The 12,808-nt window shown below is 73.2% G+C and carries 9 protein-coding genes; 5 read left to right on the plus strand and 4 right to left on the minus strand.

The annotated features are described in order from the left end of the window. Positions 1-1,264: D-alanyl-D-alanine carboxypeptidase family protein (locus ACFV4G_RS37280; protein WP_380446943.1), on the minus strand; the 1,264-nt coding region annotated here is incomplete at its 3' end. Between the two features lie 343 nt (positions 1,265-1,607). On the opposite strand from ACFV4G_RS37280, the gene ACFV4G_RS37285 reads away from it, so the two are divergent. Further along, positions 1,608-1,805, plus strand: a complete 198-nt coding sequence (locus ACFV4G_RS37285) for a hypothetical protein (RefSeq protein ID WP_380446900.1) — start codon at positions 1,608-1,610, stop codon at positions 1,803-1,805. Positions 1,806-1,819: 14 nt separating this feature from the next. Here ACFV4G_RS37285 and ACFV4G_RS37290 read toward each other — a convergent pair whose 3' ends face one another. Next, positions 1,820-2,587, minus strand: coding sequence for a TetR/AcrR family transcriptional regulator (locus tag ACFV4G_RS37290; protein WP_380446902.1), 768 nt, complete (start codon positions 2,585-2,587; stop codon positions 1,820-1,822). 92 nt (positions 2,588-2,679) lie between these two features. Here ACFV4G_RS37290 and ACFV4G_RS37295 point away from each other — a divergent pair, with 92 nt between their 5' ends. The 3 genes from ACFV4G_RS37295 (at position 2,680) to ACFV4G_RS37305 (ending at position 8,630) form a co-directional block, all read left to right on the plus strand. Continuing rightward, positions 2,680-3,531 carry a siderophore-interacting protein gene (locus tag ACFV4G_RS37295; RefSeq protein WP_380446905.1) on the plus strand — a complete coding sequence of 284 codons (852 nt, stop codon included), beginning with the start codon at positions 2,680-2,682 and terminating at the stop codon, positions 3,529-3,531. 544 nt (positions 3,532-4,075) lie between these two features. Then, positions 4,076-7,513: a S8 family serine peptidase gene (locus ACFV4G_RS37300; protein WP_380446907.1), complete on the plus strand. Its 3,438-nt coding sequence runs from the start codon at positions 4,076-4,078 to the stop codon at positions 7,511-7,513. A 133-nt stretch (positions 7,514-7,646) separates the two neighbouring features. Then, the gene (locus ACFV4G_RS37305) at positions 7,647-8,630 is read left to right on the plus strand and encodes an alpha/beta fold hydrolase (protein WP_380446909.1); all 984 of its coding nucleotides are present in this window, start codon (positions 7,647-7,649) and stop codon (positions 8,628-8,630) included. On the opposite strand, the gene ACFV4G_RS37310 is transcribed toward ACFV4G_RS37305, so the two are convergent. Both ACFV4G_RS37310 and ACFV4G_RS37315 read right to left on the minus strand, forming a co-directional pair. Continuing rightward, positions 8,627-10,057: a VWA domain-containing protein gene (locus ACFV4G_RS37310; protein ID WP_380446911.1), complete on the minus strand. Its 1,431-nt coding sequence runs from the start codon at positions 10,055-10,057 to the stop codon at positions 8,627-8,629. The genes ACFV4G_RS37305 and ACFV4G_RS37310 overlap by 4 nt on opposite strands. Beyond that, the gene (locus tag ACFV4G_RS37315) at positions 10,054-10,926 is read right to left on the minus strand and encodes an AAA family ATPase (RefSeq protein WP_380446914.1); all 873 of its coding nucleotides are present in this window, start codon (positions 10,924-10,926) and stop codon (positions 10,054-10,056) included. The genes ACFV4G_RS37310 and ACFV4G_RS37315 overlap by 4 nt, the downstream gene beginning before the upstream one ends. A 586-nt stretch (positions 10,927-11,512) precedes the next feature. On the opposite strand from ACFV4G_RS37315, the gene ACFV4G_RS37320 reads away from it, so the two are divergent. Next, complete coding sequence (locus ACFV4G_RS37320; protein ID WP_380446916.1) at positions 11,513-12,691, plus strand: trypsin-like serine protease; 1,179 nt, start codon at positions 11,513-11,515, stop codon at positions 12,689-12,691. Positions 12,692-12,808 lie beyond the last annotated feature (117 nt).

The following is a 12,808-nucleotide window of genomic DNA, read 5'->3' on the forward strand; positions in this document are numbered from 1 at the left end:
GGGTGGGGGGGGCGGGTGGGGTGGGTCGGGGCCGCGGTGGGGGGGGGGGGGGGGGGGCGCGGGGGGGGGGGGGGGCCCGGGGGGGGGGCGCCCCCCCCCCCCCCCCCCCCCCGCGGCGGCGTGCGGCTGTGCGGCCCGCCGCCCACAGGACGAGGGCCGCGCCGAGGGCGGCGGCCGTCCACGCGGCGGGGCCGAGGCCGTGCCCCTCGTCCTGGGCGGCCTGCGGCTCGGCCCCGGCGGCGGGGGCGGTGCCCGCCGGGGTGCCGGGTGCGCCCGGGGCGCCCGGTGCGGTCACCGGCGCGGTGTCGTCGACGAGCCGGCCGACGGGCTGCACCTTGCCGGCGGCCGCGAAGCCCCAGTCGAGCAGGCTGGCCGCCTCGTCGTACACCTTGCCCTGGGCCTCGGGATGCATGACCGTCACGAGGAGGGTCCGGCCGCCGCGCTCGGCGGCGCCGGTGAAGGTGGCGCCCGCGTTGGTGGTGTAGCCGTTCTTGACGCCGATCAGGCCCGGGTACTTGCCCAGCAGCCGGTCGGTGTTGGCGATGTCGAAGCTGGTGCGCTGCCCGGTGAGCTTGTCCAGCCCGCCGGGGAAGTGGGCGGTGCGGGTCGAGCAGTAGGAGCGGAAGTCGGCGATGCGCAGCCCGGCGCGCGCGAACAGGGTGAGGTCGTAGGCGGAGGAGACCTGTCCGTCCATGTCGTAGCCGTCGGGCGAGACGACCCTGGTGTCGCGGGCCTGGAGGGTGTTGGCGCGGGCCTGCATCTCGGCGACGGTCTGCGCGATGCCGCCGTTCATGTGGGCGAGCACGTGGACGGCGTCGTTGCCGGAGCTGAGGAAGACGCCCCGCCAGAGGTCCTCGACGCGGTAGGGCAGGTTCTCCTTGACGCCGACGAGGCTGCTCCCGGCGCCGAGGTTGGCCAGCTCGGCCTGGGTCACCTGGTGGACGTCGGCGCGGTCGAACTTCGTCATGACGGTGTCCGCGAACAGCATCTTCAGCGTGCTGGCCGGGGGCAGCGGCAGGTGGGCGTTCTGGGCGGCGAGCACCTCGCCCGTGCCGGCGTCGGCGACCACCCAGGAGCGCCCGCTGAGCGCGGTGGGGAGCGCGGGGGCGCCGGCGAGCGGGGCGACCTGGACGGCGGGGCGGCCGAGCCGCTCGCCGCCGACGACGGAGGTGGAGTCCTGTCCGGCCGCCGCCGGGGCGGTCGCGACGAGCACGAGGACGGACACGGCGGAGGCCGCGGCCAGCCTGCCCGCATGCGGTGACATCTGCTGCACACCGCGAACGTACCCGCGCCGCCGCCGGGCCGCCGTGCCTGCTGCTCCGTCCGGTGCCCGGGCTACGCGCCGTCCCCGTCCGGTGCCCGGGCTGCGCGCCGTCCCCGCCCGGTGCCCGGCCTGCGCGCCGTCCCCGCCCGGTGCCCGGCCTGCGCGCCGTCCCCGCCCGGTGCCCGGGCTGCGCGCCTTCCCCGTCCGGTGCCCGGCCTGCGCGCCGTCCCCGCCCGGTGCCCGGGCTACGCGCCGTCCCCGCCCGGTTCGCCGCCACTTTGGTCGGTCGAGGTCGCGCCGAAAGTCGGATTACCGGGAGGAGCCGTGTTCCTAGGCTTCCGGTATGAAGACCCTGCTCGGCTACCTCGGCTTCGTCCTGATCCTCGGCGGTGCGACCGGCCTGCTCTCCGACCACCTCGGGGGCTTCCGGCTGTTCGGCTTCGTGCGCTTCCTCGTCCCGGCCGGGCACGAGACGGTCGGGTACGCGGTGCTGCTGGCGCTGGGCGTGCTGCTGGCGATCCCGGCGGCCCGGCGGGACTGAGTGGGGGAGGACGGTCAGGCGGACGGCGCCGCGATCCCGTCGAGGAGCACGGCGAGGCCGCTGCGGAAGCCCTCGCGGTCGCGCGCCTGCGGATCCGGGTCGCCGCCGCTCTCCAGGGCGGTCAGGAGCGGGAAGCGCTCCGCGAAGTCGGGCGCGAGTTCGGCGAGTTGGGCCGAGCGGGCGGTCCACCAGTCCGCGTCGGCCACGCCGGTCGCGGTGGCCGCGTCGCGGGCCTCGGCGGCCACGCCGGCCATCCCGCGGACGAACTGCCACAGCGCGCCGACGGCCCCGCGCAGCCGCCGGGCCGGCAGTCCGGCCGGCCGCAGGGCGCGCAACAGGGCCTCCATGGCGGCGAGTTCGGCCGGGCCCAGGACCGGGCGGGCCTGCGAGACCTGGAGCATCCAGGGGTGGCGCAGGTAGCAGGCGTGCAGCGCCTCGGCCCAGGCGGTGACGGCGGCCCGCCAGTCCCCGGAGCCGTCGGATTCCGCCGGCATTTCGGCGAGCGCCCGGTCGTGCATCAGGTCCAGCAGTTCGGCCTTTCCCGGGACGTACGTGTAGAGCGCCATCGCGGTGCGGCCGAGCCGTTCGCCGACGGCCCGCATCGAGAGCGCGGCCATGCCCTCGGAATCGGCCACGGCGATTCCCGCCGACACGATCGCGTCCACGCTCAGGCCGGGCTTGGGGCCGCTGCGCCCGGTGCGCGGGGCGGGTTCGGCGCCGGGGGCGCGCCACAGCAGGGACAGGGAGCGGCGGGCGTCGCCCTGCCCGGCGTACACGACCATTCCAGGAACTCCTTATGGTGTAAAGTAACCGCGTCACAGCAACTCTTTATGTCGTAAGGTTACCAATCCGCGAGATTGGAAGGAGTTCCGCGTTGACCCTGCCCGTCACCTTCGTCGAGGTCGCCGCCGTCCGCCGGATCACGCCGCGCACCGCCCGGGTCACGTTCGAGGCCGCCGCCCTCGACGACACCGTCGGCGGCGCGCCCGACCAGCAGGTGAAGCTCTGCTTCCCCCGCCCCGGCCAGTCCGAGCCGGTCCTTCCCGCCCAGGGCGACGACCCCATGGGCTGGTACCAGGCCTACCTGGCCATTCCCGAGGCCGAGCGCCCGCTGATGCGCAGCTTCACCGTCCGCCGCCGCGTCCCCGGCACCCGGCGGATCGAGATCGACTTCGTCCTGCACGGCGACACCGGGCCCGCGTCCGCGTGGGCGCTGCGCGCCGAACCCGGCGACCGGCTCGGCATGGTCGGCCCGTCCGAGCTGTACGCCCGGCAGGTCCCGCTCGCGGAGGCCGCCGCCACCGCCGACTGGATCCTCTTCGCCGGCGACGAGTCCGCACTGCCGGCGATCGCCACGCTGGTCGGGGCGCTGCCGGCCGGCGTCCGGGCGCTCGCGTTCGTCGAGGTCGCGGACGAGTCGGAGCGACAGCCGCTGGACGGGCCGGCCGATCTGACCGTCCGCTGGCTGTACCGCGGCGGCGCCCGCCCGGGCGTCGTGCTGACCGAGGCGGTCCGGGCCGCCGAGCTGCCGGCGGGCACCCCGTTCGCGTGGCTGGCCGGCGAGGCGGACGCCGTCCGGGCGCTGCGCCGGTACCTGGTGGGGGAGTGCGGGGTGCCAAAGATATTTGTCGATTTCTCGGGTTATTGGCGCTACCGGCTCACCCAGGACGACGCGCCGACGGCCGAGGACCTGGCCGACGCTCAGGAAAAACTCACGATGTCCTGATTGCATCCGGTCGGGGTTCGTTTGTCCGGGCGTTCGCCGACGAACGCCCGGACCTCCCCGAACCCGGCGCGGGTGCCCATCCGTATCCCTGGCCGGAACGGCCCCTGTTTGGCCCGGTGCTGACAGGGAAGAGAGACAACCGGTCAGTAGCGCACCCGGGGCGCGGTCCGTTTTCGCCCGGTACCGGGTGGCGGTTGTTCGCCAGTGTCCGATGTTCGCCAGTGGGGTGAACGGGGATGATCAGGCACTGCTTCGCAGGTGAGAGCAGGGTAAAGGTCTGCGATGGCCGGATTTCCGTCCTGCATTTTACTTACCGATGGTCATTTTTACTTTTCGATGGGGAAATCCCCCCTTGTCGTGGTCGTGCCGGATGCGCTGGAATGCGTCCGCTGTCGGGACGCGCGGTCCGGAGCAACCACGCGGCCGACCAGGATCCGCGTAGGCTGGACCGTGCAACCTGACGTCTCATCAGACGAAAGGATGTCCATTGATCGGCTGGCGGAAATCCCAGCTAGCAGCCGCCGTCACGGTCACTGCCGCGTCCATGGTCCTCGGTTTCGGGACCACGGCGTTCGGCGCTCCGATCCCCGACACCACCAGCGCCCCCCAGGCGTCGGCGGACGGGGCCCCGGTGCCGGTGATCGTGATCCTCAAGGACCAGATAGCGGACGCCCCGGCCGACAACGGCCACGTGGGCGCACGCCAGCAGAAGACCGAGCACGCCCAGGCTCCGCTGCTGAACAAGGTCAAGGCCAACGGCGGCACCAACGTCAAGAGCTTCGTGCTCGGCAACGCCTTCTCGGCCACGGTCAGCCCGGCCCTGAAGGCGCAGCTCCAGGCCGACCCGGCCGTCGCCACCGTGGTGGCCGACGCCCCGGTCGCCGTCACCCCGGCCGTCGCCGCCAAGGCGAAGGCCGCCCAGGCCGCCGAGAGCGCGAAGGCGTCGACGGCCGCCGCGACCCCGAACGCCGTTACGGGCAGCAACGGCGCCCAGGCTCCCGAGGAGAACGCGACCAACACGGTCTGCCCCTCCGACCCGAGCAAGCCGCTGCTGGAGCCCGAGGGCCTCTACTCGACCCGCGTGGCCACCGGCAACGGCAAGGCCGGCGCGGCCGACCTGGCCACCGGCAAGGGCGTCAAGGTCGCCTACATCGCGGACGGCCTCGACCCCAACAACCCGGACTTCGTCCGGGCCGACGGCTCGCACGCCGTCGTCGACTACCAGGACTTCTCGGGCTCCGGCTGGGACTCCCCCACCGGTGGCGCGGAAGCCTTCGGCGACGCCTCGGCGGTCATCGCCCAGGGCCGCCAGGTCTACGACGTCGCGAACTTCGTGAACCAGACGGCGCACCCGCTGCCGGCCGGCTGCACCATCCGCGTCAAGGGCATCGCCCCGGACGCGGACCTCGTCGCCCTCAAGGCGGGTGGCGAGATGATGTCCAACTCGTCGATCCTGCAGGCGATCGACTACGCGGTGCGGGTCCAGCACGTCGACGTGCTGAACGAGTCCTTCGGCGGCAACCCGACGCCGGACTCCAGCGCCCACGACACCATCTCGCTCTTCAACGACGAGGCCGTCAAGGCCGGTGTCACGGTCTCCGTCTCCTCCGGCGACGCCGGCCTGAGCGGCACCGTCGGCTCGCCGGCCACCGACCCGAACGTCATCGCGGTCGGCGCCTCGACGGACAACCAGAACTACCAGCAGACCGGTTACGCGGGTGCCGGGTTCTCCAACAAGACCTGGAGCAACAACCGCATCTCCGCGCTGTCCTCGGGCGGCTTCACCCAGGCCGGCCGTTCGGTCGACCTGGTCGCCCCGGGTGAGTCGGACTGGGCCCTGTGCTCGACCGACGTCACCAAGTTCACCGACTGCGGTGGCTTCGGCGGCAAGGCCGCGGGCATCCAGTCCTTCGGTGGCACCTCGCAGGCCGCGCCGTTCGTGACCGGCGCCGCGGCCCTGGTCATCCAGGCCTACCGCGACACCCACGGCGGCGACTCGCCGTCCCCGGCCCTGGTGAAGAAGTTCATCACCGGCACCGCCACCGACCTCGGCGTCCCGGCCGAGGAGCAGGGCGCGGGTCTGCTGAACGTCCGCGGCGCCGTCGAGGCCGCCCGCGGCTACGACGACGGTGACGGCACGCCCGGCAGCAGCCAGGTCGTCGTGAACACCGGTCAGCTCGACATCGCCGGTGCCCCGGGCTCGACCCACACCGCCGACGTGAGCGTCACCAACACCAGTGACACCACCCAGACGGTCAGCGCCGCCACCCGCAGCTTCGCGCTGATGGGCAACAGCCAGCAGACCGTCAAGATGGACTCGGCCTCCACCGACACCTTCAAGTACGCCACCAACGGCGCCACCTGGGTGAAGCAGCAGGTCAAGATCACCGTTCCGGCCGGCGCCGACCGCCTCGCGGCGTCGATCGCCTGGCAGGGTGCGGCCAACCCGACCGTCAACGGTCCGGTCGTCCGCATGACGCTGCTCGACCCGAGCGGCCGCTTCGAGACCAACACCCGCCCGCAGGGCGGTGCCACCCCGGCCAACTTCGGCCTGGTGGACGTCCCGCACCCGGTCGCCGGCGACTGGACCGCGGTCCTCTACACCCCGCAGGGCAAGGGCGGCTACACCGGCCCGGTCCAGCTCGGCGCCACCTTCCAGCGCGCGGAGCCGGCCGGCACCGTGGGCCCGAACGTCGTCGACATCGAGCCGGGTGACACCAAGACCCTCAAGGTCCAGGTCACCACCCCGGCCACCAGCGGCGACTCCAGCGAGGCGGTCACCGTCTCCAGCTCCAACGGCCAGACCACCAGCGTCCCGGTCATCCTGCGCAGCCTCGTGCCGGTCACCAACGGCGACGGCGCCTTCTCCGGCACCATCACCGGCGGCAACGGCCGCAGCGGCTCGCCCACGCAGAGCTTCTCCTACGCGTTCGACGTCCCGAAGGGCCAGAAGGACCTGCGGGTCGGCGTCACCGTCAAGGACTCCAAGCTCCTCATGCAGGGCGCGCTCATCAGCCCGAACGGCACCCCGGTCGACATCGAGGGCAACGCCCTCCTCGACGCCCAGGGCAACCTGACCGGCACCGGCGCGGGCGTCTCGGCCACCGCGGTCAACCCTGCCGAGGGCCGCTGGCGCTTCGTGTTCAACGTGATCGGCTCGGTCAGCGGTCAGCAGCTCGGCCAGGACTTCGCGGGCACCATCGGCTTCAACAAGAACGTGGCCACCGCCGCGGGCCTGCCGACCGACGCGAAGACCAAGCTCGCCGCCAACAAGCCGGTGACCTTCCAGGTCAACTACACCAACAACACGGTGGCGACCCAGCAGATCGCGGCCGACGGCCGTCTCGACCGCCGCACCGACGTGAACCTGGTGCCGCAGGGCGCCTCGTCCGCCGTCACCCTGCCGCTGTCGCTGACCTCCTCGGTCCCGTCGTTCCTGGTTCCGCCGGGCACCGACCAGCTGAAGGGCGTGGCCGCGTCCACGACCCCGGCCCAGCTGGAGCTCAGCGCCACCACCGCCTCGCCGGACCTGTTCGGCGACCTGAAGAAGGCCCAGAACGGCTCGACCATCTCGGTCGTGACGTCCAACGGGACCGCCTCCCAGCCGGTCGTTCCCGGCCTGTGGGGCACCTTCCTCCAGCAGATCGGCCCGTTCTCCAACGCGGGCGCCCCGGCCGGTTCGGCCACCATCACCGCGACCGCCCACACCCTGGCGTTCGACCCGGCGCTGACCTCCAGCACCGGTGACATCTACGCCGCGTCGGTCAACGCCACGGCCCCGGCCGCCACCCCGGTGACCGTCGCCCCCGGCGCCACCGGCTCGCTGCAGGTGACCATCACCCCGACCGGCGCGAAGGGCAGCACCGTCCACGGTGTCCTGTACCTGGTGTCCGGCCCGACCGGTGTGGCCACCGCCAACAACAGCGTGAGCACCACCGGTGCGGTGCTGGCGGCCCTGCCGTACAGCTACACGGTGAACTGACCCACCGCGCACCACGCGCCGAGGCCGTCCCGGATTCCCGGGGCGGCCTCGGCCGCGTTTCCGGCCGGTACCGCTGGGCAGGGTCCGAACGAATGGCCGCAACGGATTCCGATGTCGAACAGGGGAGCGGGAGTTGAGCGACGCGATCAAGCACAGCCACGTCGAGGTGAACGGTGTGCGGCTGCACATCGCCGAGCAGGGCGAGGGCCCGCTGGTGCTGCTGCTGCACGGGTTCCCGGAGAGCTGGTACTCCTGGCGGCACCAGTTCGCGCCGCTCGCCGCCGCCGGCTACCGGGTGGTCGCCCCCGACCAGCGCGGCTACGCGCGCAGTGAGCAGCCCGAGCGCATCGACGCGTACACCCTGCTGCACCTCGTCGGCGACGCGACGGCGCTGATCGGCGCGCTCGGCGCCGAGCAGGCCGTGGTGGTCGGCCACGACTGGGGCGCGCCGGTGGCGTGGGCCACGGCGGCGCTGCGGCCCGACCTCGTGCGCGGTGTCGCCGGGCTCAGCGTGCCGCCGCTGCCGAGCGGACCGCGCCCGCTCGCGGAGTCGCGCGCGCAGTTCGGCGACGGCTTCTACCAGAACTACTTCCAGGAGCCCGGCCGCGCCGACGCCGAGCTCGCGGCCGACCCGGCGTCCACCTTCCGCCGCGTCTACGCCGGCTCCGGGCCCGGCGCCGAGCCGGCCGTGTGGGTCGTCCCCGAAGGGCAGAAGCTGCTGGACACCGTCCCGGAGCCGGAGCGGCTGCCGGCCTGGATCACCGAGTCGGACATCGAGGCCTACGTGGCCGACTACGCGACCCACGGGGAGCGGGCGTTCACCGGCGGCCTCAACTGGTACCGCAACATCGACCGGAACAACGAGCTGATGGCGGCGTTCGCCGGCCGCCCGGTCCAGGCGCCCGCGCTGTTCGTGGTCGGCGAGCGGGACCTCGTCAACGCGATGGTCCCCCGGGACGTCCTGGAGCTCCTGCTGACCACCTTCACGCCCCGCCTCCACAAGCACGTCCGCCTGCCGGACACCGGCCACTGGACGCAGCAGGAGCGGCCGGCGGAGGTCACGGCGGCGCTTCTGGACTTCCTCGCGCACGTGGAGAACGGAGCTTCGGAGGGTTAGACGGGTAGCAGCCGGGCGATCAGTTCGCCCAGCCGGCGGGCGTTGCGGCAGGAGTGCATCTCCACGACGCCCGCGTAGGCGAGCGCGGCGGAGTCGCCGGTCGGCCAGAGCGCGGGCTGTTCGGGATTGAGCCAGATGACCTGCCGCGCCCGGCCGGCGATCCGGCGCAGCGCGTCCAGGTTCGGGTCGCGGTGGTTGGTGCGGGCGTCGCCGAGGACCAGCACGCAGGTGCGCGGGCCGACCGCGTCCAGGTGCCGCTCGGCGAACCCGCCCAGTGCGGAGCCGTAGTCGCTGCTGCCGTGGTGGCCCATGACCCGGGCGTCGGTGAGGATCCGCGCGGCCAGCCGGGCCGGGTCGGTGCCGCCGCGCGCGAGCAGGTCGGTCACCTCGGCGGTGCGGTTCACGAACGCGAACACCCGGACCTTGCCGAACTGCTCGCTCATCGCCTGCACCAGCAGCATGGTGAAGTCGGCGAAGCCGGCCACCGAGCCGGACACGTCGCACAGCAGCACCAGCTCCGGCCGGGCCGGTCGGCGCAGCCGGTACGCCGGGCGCAGCGGCACCCCGCCGGTGGACAGCGAGCGGCGCAGGGTGCGGCGCAGGTCGATCTGCCCGCGCGCGGCGCGGCGGCGCCGGGCGGCCAGCCGGGTGGCCAGCTTGCGGGCCAACGGGTGGACGGTGCGCCGGAGTTCGGCGAGCTGGTCGCGGCCGGCGGCGAGGAAGTCGATCCGGTCGGCGGTCGGGGCGACGGCCCGTTCGGCGATCCGCTCGGCGCCGCGCAGCTCGGCGACGCGGCGGCGGGCCTCACCGGCGGCGAGGGCACGGAAGTCCCGGATGCGGCGGCGGATCTCGTCGGCGAGGACGAGGTCGGAGACGTCGTGGGACGGGGCGCCGTTCGGCTCGCGCAGGGCGGCGAGGACGCGGGCGAGCAGTGTCTCGGGGGCGAGCCGGCCGAGCGCCTGGTGGGCCGACCAGCCGTCCGAGCCGGGGGTCGAGCCGGTGCCGTAGCGGCCGAAGGCCTCGACGGCCTCGCCCGCGAGCGCGACGAGGGCGGCCCGGTCGTCGGCCGCGAGCGCGGCGGCGATGCGCTCGCGCAGCTCGTCCCGGACGGGGTCGGGGCGGCCGAAACGCGGTGCGTCGTCCTGCGGTTCGACGTGGCGCGCGGCCTCCGGGGTGCCGACGCCGAGTGGGAAGAACAGGTCGAACGTGGCGTCGAAGACGGCCCGTTGGCCGTCCGAGCGCAGCAGTGCGGCGGCCAGTCCGGCCCGCATCTGCTCGCGGTCGGCGAAGCCCAGGACGTCGAGCACGGCCGCCGCGTCCACCGTCTCGGCCGGGCCGATCCGCAGGCCGTGCCCGCGCAGGGCGCGGACCAGGCCGGTGAGGCGGGCGGCGGTGTCCTGCGGACCCGGGGGGTGCTGGGCGCTCATACGGCGGTGAGCTTCTCGGCGGCCTTCCGCACGTCGTCCTGGTGCTTGAGGATCACCCCGAGGGTGTCCCGGACCACCGCCTCGTCCAGCGTGTCCGCACCGAGGGCGAGCAGCGTGCGCGCCCAGTCGATCGTCTCCGCGACGGACGGCGCCTTGCGCAGCTCCATCGCGCGCAGCGCGCCGACCACCCGCACGAGTGACGCGGCGAGCGTCTCGTCCAGGCCCGGCACCTTGGCGCGGACGATCCGGCGCTCCAACTCGGCGTCCGGGTAGTCGAGGTGGAGGAAGAGGCAGCGCCGGCGCAGTGCCTCCGACAGCTCGCGGGTGGCGTTGGAGGTGAGCAGCACGAAGGGCCGGCGGGTCGCCGTGATGGTGCCGAGCTCGGGCACCGTCACCTGGAAGTCGCTGAGCACCTCCAGCAGCAGCGCCTCGACCTCGACGTCGGCCTTGTCCATCTCGTCGACCAGCAGCACCGTCGGCTCGGCACCGCGGATCGCCGTCAGCAGGGGCCGGGTGAGCAGGAACTCCTCGCCGAAGATGTCGGTGCGCGCCTCGTCCCAGCCCTCGTCGCGTCCGGCGGTGATCCGCAGCAGTTGCTTGGCGTGGTTCCACTCGTAGAGGGCGCGGGACTCGTCGATGCCTTCATAACACTGCAGCCGAACCAGTCGGGCACGACCGATTTCGGCCACCGCCTTCGCCAGTTCCGTCTTCCCCACCCCGGCCGGCCCCTCGACGAGCAGCGGCTTGCCGAGCCGGTCGGCGAGGAACACCGTCGTCGCCACCGCCGTGGACGCGAGGTACCCGACACCGGCCAACTGCGCTGCGGCGTCCGCCACCGACGTGAAGAACCCCGTCCCGTCGCTGTTCATTCCCGCTCCGCCTCCACTCGCGCCGACCGTCCGCCAGCACCCTACCGGCCGGTCACTTCGCTGTCGCGGGGTCGACTGGGGAGGTGTACGAACCGGGCGAGGCGGACGAATCCCTCCTTTGCCATCAGTTGGCTTGATCTATTGCGTGTTTATGTCGTCCAAGGCCGAATCGCGTCGCGAATCAGCCAGTTGGCATGCGATCAAGACGAACTCTCCCCGCCCCTTCTTTCGGGCAATTTCGGCACTAGGCTTCCTCCGGGCATCGGGGCAACGGCCCTGGTGACAGCCGTTTCTGACGGACCAGGGGACACAGGGGAAGGGGGGACAATGGGCAACTCGTCCATGCGCGCCGCGCCGGTTCGTGCGCGATTGCGTGACCGGATCCTGTCCAGAGGCTCGACCGGGCCCGGGCCGAGGAAGCCCCCCGCGATCCTGAAGATGCCGAGCCCCAGCGGTCAGGGCGTGCGTGAGCTCCAGGACCCGCAGCACCGCCAGTTCACGCTGCCGGAGATCCGCGCCTCCAAGTGACGACCTGGAGCGGCCTGGGGCCGCCGGGTCCACAACAATCCGAATGAGGAGTTCCATAGTGTTTCGCTCACGTCCGCGCGCCGCGTGGATGACGGGGATGCTGGCCTCGGCCGCCGTGGTCGGCAGCCTGGTGAGTGCGGGTACGGCGAGTGCGGTGGTGGGGGACGGCGTGCCGAACGGCACGTACGCGTTCACCACCAAGCTGGACATCGGCAACGGCCAGCGCGCCTGCACCGGTTCGCTCGTGGACTCGTACTGGGTGCTGACGGCGAGCAGCTGTTTCGCCGACAACCCGGCGCAGCCGCAGGCGCTGCAGGCCGGTGCGCCGAAGCTGAAGACGGTCGCGACGGTCGGGCGCACCGACCTGACGACCGGCGGCGGGTTCACCTCCGAGGTGACCGAGCTGGTGCCGCGCGCCGACCGTGACCTGGTGCTGGTGAAGCTCGCGCAGCCGGCCCAGGGCATCCCGACCGTCGCGGTGGGCGCCGCGCCCACCGCCGGTGAGACGCTGACGGTGGCCGGGTACGGGCGCACCAAGGACGAGTGGGTGCCCAACACCCTGCACAGCGCCTCGTTCACCGTGCAGTCCTCGACCGCCACCACCGTCGCCGTCACCGGCAAGACGCCCGGCAAGGACGCGATCTGCAAGGGCGACACCGGCGGCCCGGCGCTGCGCGCCAAGGCCGGCGGCGGCGTCGAGCTGGCGGGCGTCAACAGCCTCTCCTGGCAGGGCGGTTGCCTCGGCTCCGGTGCGGAGACCCGCACCGGTGCGGTGGAGACCCGGGTGGACGACCTGGCGGGCTGGGTGTTCGACACCCGCCTGCACACGGCCACGCTGAAGAACAACTACAGCGGCCTGTGCGCCTACGTGCCGTGGCAGACGCCGGAGGACCACGCCAACCTCGTCCAGGTCGGCTGCGCCAACCAGTTCGTCGACCAGGTCTGGAACCTCCAGAAGGTCGACGGCGGCTACCAGCTGCGCAACCTCAAGTCCGACAAGTGCGCCTACGTGCCGTGGCAGACGCCGGACAACGGCGCCGAGGTCCAGCAGATCTTCTGCGACTCGCAGTTCGTCGACCAGGTGTGGAAGCTGGAGCCGGTGACCGGTGGCTACCAGCTGCGCAACGTCAAGAGCAACAAGTGCATGATCGGCTGGTCGGGCTCGGCGGCCGTCGGCCAGAAGCTGACCCAGTTCGACTGCATCCCGCAGTACTCGGACCAGGTCTGGTCGATCTGACGCAGCACCACACGGGAGCGGGGGGGGGGGGGGGCCGGGGGCGCGGGGGGGGGCCCCCGGGGGGGGGGGGGGGCGGCAGAGAGTGGCGGACGTGGCGCTGCCGCGCGCGGGCGGGGC

This window comes from Kitasatospora sp. NPDC059747 (assembly GCF_042732955.1).
Taxonomy (GTDB): Bacteria; Actinomycetota; Actinomycetes; order Streptomycetales; family Streptomycetaceae; genus Kitasatospora.

What these genes read in the sequence shown, in the direction of transcription:
- ACFV4G_RS37285 (WP_380446900.1), top strand. Translation starts at nt 1,608, where the DNA reads ATGAAGACCCTGCTCGGCTACCTCGGCTTCGTCCTGATCCTCGGCGGT.
- ACFV4G_RS37290 (WP_380446902.1), bottom strand. Translation starts at nt 2,587, where the DNA reads ATGGTCGTGTACGCCGGGCAGGGCGACGCCCGCCGCTCCCTGTCCCTG.
- ACFV4G_RS37300 (WP_380446907.1), top strand. Translation starts at nt 4,076, where the DNA reads ATGGTCCTCGGTTTCGGGACCACGGCGTTCGGCGCTCCGATCCCCGAC.
- ACFV4G_RS37310 (WP_380446911.1), bottom strand. Translation starts at nt 10,057, where the DNA reads ATGAGCGCCCAGCACCCCCCGGGTCCGCAGGACACCGCCGCCCGCCTC.
- ACFV4G_RS37315 (WP_380446914.1), bottom strand. Translation starts at nt 10,926, where the DNA reads ATGAACAGCGACGGGACGGGGTTCTTCACGTCGGTGGCGGACGCCGCA.